This is a genomic window from Coleofasciculus sp., assembly GCF_046539235.1.
Taxonomy (GTDB): Bacteria; Cyanobacteriota; Cyanobacteriia; order Cyanobacteriales; family Coleofasciculaceae; genus Coleofasciculus.
Genome location: NZ_JBKHHI010000435.1, coordinates 1 through 5,366, shown reverse-complemented (window position 1 = coordinate 5,366; position 5,366 = coordinate 1). Strand labels below are relative to the sequence as shown.

The window sequence follows — 5,366 nt, the reverse complement described above, 5'->3', positions numbered from 1 at the left end:
AGCACTTTTAGCTTGGTTAGCAGCACTTTCAATAGCTGGCTTGGCTTGTTCCGCCGCACCTTGCACTTTATCGGCTGCCTTTTGAGCAGCACCTTTGAGTTTATCCGGTGCGTCCTCCGGAGTAGCCTTAGCCGTCAAACCACCCGCTACAGCGCCTGTGACAGCACCTACGACTGCGCCTCGTTTGCCAGCCACTTGACTACCAACTACAGCACCAACGGCTGCGCCAGCTACCCCAGCGCCGACTACACCCTTGCCTTGATTATCTTTATTGTCTTTATTGGTAGAAGATTCATCGGGTTGATTGGCAGTGGGTTCAACAGGTTGGTTATTTTTATCCAAAAATTGCTTATTACTATCCATGTAGAGTTGTCCTCCTTTACTGATATTGAATGTTTTTCTCAGGTTTAAGGCTTTCTTGTATCTTTCACCAACTTACCAATCAGCCGTTATCGCTGACGCCAAGCTAAAGGAGGATATGACACGACCTTGAGTCAGTCGATAGATATATTTCATCCCCAGTTAGCGGTCAAAACAGGGAGCGCCTCAGCGTTGCCAGAGTTTGATGGGTTGCAGGATTTTGGCAATCCAACGGAGGGTTCCGGGTTCGGTTAAAATTCCCTGAGTGGGACTGAATAGAAATGCCAGAATAAAGAAACTAAAGACAACCATGACTATCGCCGGTCCCGATGGCAAATCTAGGTAATAGCTTAAATACATACCCGTGACACCCGCAATCACACCAATTATTGCCCCTAATCCCATCATTTGATGCAATTCTTTGACCAAAAGATAGGCAGTAATGGCCGGACCGACGAGGAGGGATATAACTAGCAGCACTCCGACGGTTTGCATACTGGCGACAATCGTCAAGGTAATGGCGCAGACGAAGCCGAAATACATCGTGGTGACGGGTAAACCACTGGCTTGAGCGCCGAGGGGATCAAAGGTGTAGAAAAGGAGTTCTTTGTAAAACAGTTTGGTTAACAGTAAAACGATTACGGTAATGATTAGCGTATGCCAGACATCGCTGGTTCTGATCCCTAAAATATCACCAAATAAAATAGAACTGAGGTCAAATTGGTTCGTTTCTAAGAGAGTAATTAGGATAACTCCCAAGCCCAAAAAACTGGTTAAGGTTAACGCCATCGCTGCATCAACTTTAACTCGCGATCGCTGATGAATACCAGCCACCACTAAAGCGCTCAACGTCCCAGCTACAAACGCCCCCAGAGACAGAAATTGCTCCCCCACAAAAAAAGCGATGGATAGTCCAGGTAAAACAGCATGGGCAATCACATGACCAATCATGACCATCTGTTGCACAATCAAATAACTACCCACAACCGCTCCTAAAACTCCCAGCAATATCGCAATCGCTATGGCGTCACGCATATATCCCCACTGAAGCGGTTCAATTAACCCATGCCACATCACATCCACCTCATTTATTCTTGATTTATTAAAATCCGTATTATGATATTAGGCGACAACCAGACTCATGAGTTTACCATAGGCTTTTTTAAGATTTTCAGTTGTCAAAACTTCTGACTTTGACCCCACAGCAATTAGCTCCTTGTTTAATAGTAATATTTGGTCATATTGCCCTAATGTTTCCCCTAAATCATGACTAATAACCAATAGCATTTTATTCTGAAACTTTAAGTCTTGAAAAATCTCAAAAATAATCTCTTCTGTCTTTTGATCAATCCCAGCAAACGGCTCATCAAAAAAAAACAACTCTGCCTGTTGCGCCAGCGCCCTAGCTAAAAATACTCGTTGTTGTTGTCCACCAGAGAGTTCGCCAATTTGACGATGGCGATACTCAAACAAGCCCACCCGTTCTAATGCATCCTGAACAATCTCCTGGGATTGACGAGACGGATTTCTAAACCAACCCGTGTGGATAGTGCGCCCCATCATCACCACATTCCAGACTGTAACCGGATAATTCCAATCAATTTGGGTGCGCTGTGGTACATAGGCGACTCGTTTCCGCTGACTTTTCAGGGGTTTGTCTTCAAATGTAGCAACCCCTCGGGTGAGCGGAATGAGTCCCAGAATCGCCTTAATAATCGTACTTTTGCCAGCACCGTTGGGTCCCAATAGCACCGTTAACTGTCCCGGTTGGATGGAAAAAGAAACACCGGAGATTGCCCAGATATTTCGGTAGTTGACCGCCAAATCATGAACTTCGAGCATTACAACCTGTCTGTGAGAATGACTACCATTAACAAATTCTGCTTTTAGCTTATCGGATAGCGATTGCGATGATTTCACGCTTTGGGAAGGGATAGGGAAGCTGGGATTGTAGAGACGCGCTTTTGAATCGTCTGGAGCCATGTTCCTTTCCGTGATGCCAGAAGCGTATTCAAGCCTTATTAAGGACGAAACCGTCGCCATTCGGGTCAACTCCAATATTAGAATGATTATCATTGTAATCGTCTTTCAGTTTCAGGAGCTTGACTATGCTAAAGTATGTATTCAGCCAAACCTTGAACGGCTGGAATAGTAAGGTGTTGGCATTAGCGATCGCACTGACAGGGTGTGTTCAAACCAACCAGACAACGGTTTCACCAACAGAGGATGGGACAGCATCGGCTCAGAAACCTAGTGTAGTGGTATCTCATCGCGTCCTTTGCGATTTAACTGAAGAAATTGCCCAAGACACCATTCAACTCAACTGTTTATTAGATCCGAACCAAGATCCTCACACCTACCGATCAACCCCATCGGATCGCAAAGCCGTTGAAACCGCACAACTGATCCTTTATGGTGGCTATAACGGAGAACCGGGCGTTGAGGTATTAATTGAAGCCAGCAATACATCCGCCCCTACCGTTGCTGTCTTTGAGGAAGCTGTCCCCAATCCCCTGGAGGGAGAAGCACATCACCATGACCATAATGGAGATCACCATGATCACGGGGAAAAGGAACAAGGTGAACAATCAGATCATGAACAAAACCATGTAGCCGATAAGGGGGAAAAGGTTCCCGATCCCCATGTGTGGCATGATGTGCAAAACAGCATAACGATGGTTGATGTGATTCGCAACCAACTGACACAGATAAATCCAGATCAGGCTGACCTTTATGGGGAAAATGCCCAACAGTTAACCAGCCAACTCGACCAGTTAGATACCTGGGTCAACGCCCAAGTGGAAACAATTCCCCCAGGAAAACGCAAAATTATCACCACTCATGACGCCTTGGCTTATTATGTCAACGCTTATGGATTTGAAGCGGCGGAATCGTTGCAAGGACTCAGTACCGAAGAAACACCATCAGCCTCACGGGTAAAGAATTTAGTGGAAACCATTGAACAAGCCAAGATTCCCACGATCTTTGTGGAAACCACAACCAATTCCACCGCCATTGAGACTGTAGCCAGGGAAGCGAATGTCAAGGTTTGGGACCAAAAACTGTTTGTTGGTAGTCTCGGTGCCCAAAATAGTGACACAGGAACTTATATAGGAATGATCACCCATAATACCTGCGCGATCGCGAAAGGTTTGGGCGGAACCTGTACTCCGTTCAAAATAATGACAGGTGATAACCAGCCTTAAGAGGAATGATACAGCGTCGGTTTGGTTAAGGCGGGTACGATGCGATCGCTCGCCATTTTACCACCGTACAGGTTCCGTGCCACAGGTCCGATCTGTAGGGCGGCTAAACCTCCCATCACAAATAACTCACAACCTGACCAACGCAGATGCTCATCTAAAACGGGCAGCCCCTTGACAAGAGGTATCGGATATGCATCAATAACATTTTTGAGTAACGGGTCAACAGTGGCATCAAAGCCAGTTCCAGTGGCATACCAAAGACGTTGACATTTATACCCTTGACCATCATCACAGTCAACCTGCCACTGGTTATCCTGCCACCGTGCCTCAACCACCTGGCACTCTGGATAAAACCTCAGCTTACCTTGCCGCTCCAGGCGGCGTAACTGAAACATCATCTTTGGCGTCATTGATCCCCCATTTCGCGCCCCCTGAATCATCTCCCACCGCCTCTGCCAATCCGGTTCAGCCCAAAAGTCCTTGAGATACTTGGGTCCCAACCAACCCGGTTCAGCATCAAACCATTTTTCCTGGAGCCGACGCCGTGACATTAACATCACCTTCGCTCCCCGTGCTGCTGCACCCACGGCTAAATGTCCACTCGTCAACCCACCCCCAATAATTAACACCTGCTCACCGGCTATCTGCACGCTCCGTAAATCTACGCTTTGAGCATGGCATAATCGGTCAGTTGGATAAGCCGATGCAATTTTATCCACCCAATCCGGTACAATCCTCCTCCCCGCACCCGTAGCCAGAACCACCCGACGAGCGATGACTGACTGCCCATTGGACAACTCTAGGCGAAATCGAGGGCGTTTGAGAACCATGGTTGGCTCAATGCTACTCACATCAGCCCTAACCAGCTTATCCGGCAATCCCCACTGATGAATAACATCCTGACAAAACTCCTGAAATAGCTGCGTTCCAGGAAGATCATATGGTGGAAAAAATTCCGACTCCCGGTTTTCGGCAAAAGAGCGCAGTGCATAAGGGTTGGGGTGGGGATGGTGAACCGCAGGGGATCTCAGATGAGGGATTTCTAGGGCGGCAAATTGATGGAACCACCGATTCATCCATCTGCCACTAGCGTCAAACACCCAAAACCTATCCCCCATTTTCTTACGTTTTTGCAGCAGATGAGTGACTAGGGTGAGAGCCTGGGGACCTGCGCCAACAATGGCAATGTCAATGTTCGCGGGTAAGGATGCCGAATAATTTGTCATGAAAAATCAGATCCTGGATTTACAATAACGATAATCGTTCTTATGATAATAATTGTCACAATTGTGACACCGAGTAACCGATAGGTGATCGGGCAAGACCTTGAACTGAATAGGGTGTGAGGAATTACTATGGCAAAAATGTGGTGGAATAGTTTAATCGTTAACCCAGTGGTGTTGGGTAGTTGGGCAGTCTGTGCAGCCCCAAATGCTTTGGCACAAATTGAGGGATACACCCCCATCAGTCAGACGAATGCTCTTGAGCAAGTCACCAGTGTCTCTCAATTACGAGATGTCTCCCCTGGTGATTGGGCGTATGAAGGCATTGCCTGATTTTGGTTCAGAGGGGAGTTTGCTGGGGTTTGTTGTCGGACAACCGCCGAAGGTGACGGATAATGATGGCGGTTTTGAGGATGATGATACGTCTTGGCATCTGGAAGCTCAGTATCGTTATCAACTCACGGATAATATCGCGATTAATCCGGGGGTGTTTGTGATTCTTAACCCAGAACACGATGATAACAATGACACGATTTGGGTGGGGACGCTTCGCACTATCTTTGAATTCTAGAGACGT

The 5,366-nt window shown here is 47.1% G+C and carries 6 protein-coding genes and 1 pseudogene; 3 read left to right on the top strand and 4 right to left on the bottom strand.

What is annotated here, in order from left to right:
* From ACLFWI_RS26105 to ACLFWI_RS26095, 3 genes are all read right to left on the bottom strand, one after another.
* Positions 1-363: YtxH domain-containing protein (locus ACLFWI_RS26105; RefSeq protein ID WP_446415342.1), on the bottom strand; the 363-nt coding region annotated here is incomplete at its 3' end.
* A gap of 183 nt (positions 364-546) precedes the next feature.
* Positions 547-1,434 (bottom strand): metal ABC transporter permease, encoded by an 888-nt coding sequence (locus ACLFWI_RS26100; protein ID WP_446415341.1) that lies wholly within the window; start codon positions 1,432-1,434, stop codon positions 547-549.
* Between the two features lie 48 nt (positions 1,435-1,482).
* Complete coding sequence (locus ACLFWI_RS26095; protein WP_446415343.1) at positions 1,483-2,202, bottom strand: metal ABC transporter ATP-binding protein; 720 nt, start codon at positions 2,200-2,202, stop codon at positions 1,483-1,485.
* A gap of 266 nt (positions 2,203-2,468) precedes the next feature.
* Here ACLFWI_RS26095 and ACLFWI_RS26090 point away from each other — a divergent pair, with 266 nt between their 5' ends.
* Complete coding sequence (locus ACLFWI_RS26090; RefSeq protein WP_446415340.1) at positions 2,469-3,566, top strand: metal ABC transporter solute-binding protein, Zn/Mn family; 1,098 nt, start codon at positions 2,469-2,471, stop codon at positions 3,564-3,566.
* Here the strand turns inward: ACLFWI_RS26090 and ACLFWI_RS26085 are convergent.
* Positions 3,563-4,792, bottom strand: a complete 1,230-nt coding sequence (locus tag ACLFWI_RS26085; protein ID WP_446415339.1) for an FAD-dependent oxidoreductase — start codon at positions 4,790-4,792, stop codon at positions 3,563-3,565. The two genes, ACLFWI_RS26090 and ACLFWI_RS26085, sit on opposite strands and share 4 nt — an antisense overlap.
* A 129-nt stretch (positions 4,793-4,921) precedes the next feature.
* On the opposite strand from ACLFWI_RS26085, the gene ACLFWI_RS26080 reads away from it, so the two are divergent.
* Together ACLFWI_RS26080 and ACLFWI_RS26075 are read left to right on the top strand one after the other, a co-directional pair.
* Positions 4,922-5,122 carry a hypothetical protein gene (locus ACLFWI_RS26080; RefSeq protein ID WP_446415338.1) on the top strand — a complete coding sequence of 67 codons (201 nt, stop codon included), beginning with the start codon at positions 4,922-4,924 and terminating at the stop codon, positions 5,120-5,122.
* Positions 5,112-5,360 (top strand): annotated as a pseudogene (locus tag ACLFWI_RS26075) (iron uptake porin); the annotation flags it as partial. The gene ACLFWI_RS26080 and the pseudogene ACLFWI_RS26075, both read left to right, overlap by 11 nt.
* Positions 5,361-5,366 lie beyond the last annotated feature (6 nt).

Excerpts from the sequence above, each read along its gene's own strand:
- ACLFWI_RS26100 (WP_446415341.1), bottom strand. The coding sequence starts at position 1,434 with ATGTGGCATGGGTTAATTGAACCGCTTCAGTGGGGATATATGCGTGAC.
- ACLFWI_RS26095 (WP_446415343.1), bottom strand. The coding sequence starts at position 2,202 with ATGCTCGAAGTTCATGATTTGGCGGTCAACTACCGAAATATCTGGGCA.
- ACLFWI_RS26090 (WP_446415340.1), top strand. The coding sequence starts at position 2,469 with ATGCTAAAGTATGTATTCAGCCAAACCTTGAACGGCTGGAATAGTAAG.
- ACLFWI_RS26085 (WP_446415339.1), bottom strand. The coding sequence starts at position 4,792 with ATGACAAATTATTCGGCATCCTTACCCGCGAACATTGACATTGCCATT.
- ACLFWI_RS26080 (WP_446415338.1), top strand. The coding sequence starts at position 4,922 with ATGGCAAAAATGTGGTGGAATAGTTTAATCGTTAACCCAGTGGTGTTG.